Annotated in this window: 3 protein-coding genes and 1 pseudogene; 3 read left to right on the top strand and 1 reads right to left on the bottom strand. The window is 71.6% G+C overall.

The window, feature by feature from the left end; all coding sequences use genetic code 11:
* Both NBZ85_RS30565 and NBZ85_RS30560 read left to right on the top strand, forming a co-directional pair.
* Positions 1-1,413 (top strand): replication initiator (locus NBZ85_RS30565; protein ID WP_261563366.1); only part of this gene is annotated, 1,413 nt, incomplete at its 5' end.
* A gap of 33 nt (positions 1,414-1,446) precedes the next feature.
* On the top strand, positions 1,447-1,638 hold the full coding sequence (locus tag NBZ85_RS30560; RefSeq protein ID WP_055409613.1) for a helix-turn-helix domain-containing protein: 192 nt from the start codon (positions 1,447-1,449) through the stop codon (positions 1,636-1,638).
* A gap of 6 nt (positions 1,639-1,644) precedes the next feature.
* On the opposite strand, the gene NBZ85_RS30555 is transcribed toward NBZ85_RS30560, so the two are convergent.
* Positions 1,645-1,848, bottom strand: a complete 204-nt coding sequence (locus NBZ85_RS30555; RefSeq protein WP_261563365.1) for a helix-turn-helix transcriptional regulator — start codon at positions 1,846-1,848, stop codon at positions 1,645-1,647.
* Between the two features lie 91 nt (positions 1,849-1,939).
* Between NBZ85_RS30555 and NBZ85_RS30550 the strand changes: the two are divergent.
* Positions 1,940-2,161: pseudogene (locus tag NBZ85_RS30550) on the top strand (hypothetical protein); the annotation flags it as partial.

The raw sequence follows: 2,161 nt of genomic DNA, 5'->3' as shown, positions 1-2,161 counted from the left end.
GGATGGCACCTCGACGACGAACCCCTTCCCGACCCCGACCCGCCCACGGACGACGCCAAAGCGTTGGCGACGCTGCGGGCGGACCTGGAGGAAGCGCGCGGTGAGGTCCTGGCGGCCGGCGACACCGGCCAGGTCGGCGAGATCGACGAACTGATCGGCCAGGTCGACCAGGAACTGTCCGACCTCGGCGTCCGCGGGCGGATCGCACCGGAAGAACGGGACCGGCCGCGTCGGGTCCGCTCGACGAAGCGTCGCCAGGATGCCCCCGACCTGCCCCGACTTCCCGTCGAGCGGCGCACGGTCGGGCGGACGTTCACCGCGCCGGACGGGACGGTATGGCGGCCGTCGATGTTCCTGACCCTGACCTGCGACTCGTACGGGCGGGTGCGTTCCGACGGCACCCCGGTGGACCCGGGCTCGTATGACTATCGGCGGGCGGCGCGGGACGCGATCCACTTCCCGAAGCTGCTGGACCGGTTCTGGCAGAACCTGCGCCGCGCGGTCGGCTGGGATGTCCAGTACTTCGCCGCGCTCGAACCCCAACGCCGGTTGGCCCCCCACCTGCACGCCGCGATCCGCGGCACCGTGCCCCGGGTGATGCTGCGCCTGGTCGCGGCGGCCACCTACCACCAGGTCTGGTGGCCCTCCACGGACCGGCCGGTCTACGACGATCAGCATCTGCCCGTCTGGGACGACACCACCGGCGGCTACCTCGACCCGGCTACCGGCGTCCCGTTGCCCTCCTGGGATGCGGCGCTCGACGCGATCGGCGAGGATGACGAACCCGCCCATGTGGTGCGGTTCGGCGCGCAGCTCCGCGCGGACGGGGTGACCGCGAACTCGACGAACACTGGCCGGATGATCGGCTATCTGACCAAGTACCTGACGAAGAGCCTCGACGCCTGCCACGCCATCGACACCGACCGGCAACGGGCGCACGTCGACCGGCTCGCGGACGCCCTGCGCTACGAACCGTGCTCCCCGACGTGTGCGAACTGGCTGCGCTACGGCATCCAACCCCGCAACCCCCGCCGGGACCTCACCCCCGGCCGGTGCACCGGCAAAGCACACCGGCGCGAAACGTTGGGCTTCGGCGGCCGGCGGGTGCTGGTCTCCCGCCGCTGGTCCGGCAAGACCCTCACCGATCACCGCCACGACCGGGTCGACTTCATCCGCCAGCAACTCGCAGCACTCGGCGCCACCGGCACCGGCCCGGCCGCACCCGAAGACGATCCGGCCCGTCTCGCTTGGACCCTGCTACGGCCCGGGGACCCGGCCGCGCCCCGCCGCGAACACCTGATCCTGCACGCCATCGCGCAACGCCACGCCTGGCGCGCACAGCTCGGACAGGACACCGGAGCAGGGGCCGGCGGGGGTTCGGCAACCGGGCCGCCGCTGGCGGAAGCGGCCTGACCACCCCCGCCCCGGCAAGCCTGGAGAGCCCCCGTGACCAAGCTCCTGCTCACCCCGACCGAGGCCGCCGACCTGCTCGGCGTGAGCCGCAGCACCATCTACGACCTGCTCAACAGCGGCGACCTCGAATCCGTCCACATCGGCCGCGCCCGACGCATCCCGTCGGCCTCACTGCTCGCCTTCGTCAACCGGCTCCGCGGCCTCGACGACGGACAGGCAGCATGACCGCGCTCACGGCCCGCCGGACGGCGGGGGGTCGGGCCGGTGTTCGGCAATCCACGCCTCGACGTCGTCGGTCCGCCAGATGTGACCGGCGGCCAGGGAGGCATACGGCGCGGGGAACGTCGGGTCTTCCTTCAGAAGCTGGTTCACCCGCGTTCGCCCGACACCAAGCCGGCGGGCGATCTCCGCCGCTCCCATGAGCGGTTGCGTCATACCCGCAATCTACTGGACGACCGTCCAGCGCCACGTGTACCGTAGGCGCCACTGGACGGTCGTCCAGTCACGTTGAGGCGGTTCCGGCCGTGTGCGGCAACACCCGACCGGAACCTTGATCCCTTCCTGCGCGAACAGGAGAGAGACCCATGCCCATCTTCCCGTCCGACCCGGCGTGTACGCGCTGACGCTGCGCCCCGGCGCGGATGCCCGCGAGATCGCCGAAGTCCTCGCCCGCATGCCGGTCGATGCCTTCCTGACCGAGCACTTCGGCGACATCGACCTCACCATGATCTTCCGCGCGGTGCCCGAC

It is taken from the genome of Frankia tisae (genome assembly GCF_025403405.1).
GTDB lineage: Bacteria > Actinomycetota > Actinomycetes > Frankiales > Frankiaceae > Frankia > Frankia tisai.
The sequence above is the reverse complement of the archived record's forward strand: the minus strand, read 5'-3'. Positions and strand labels throughout refer to the sequence as shown.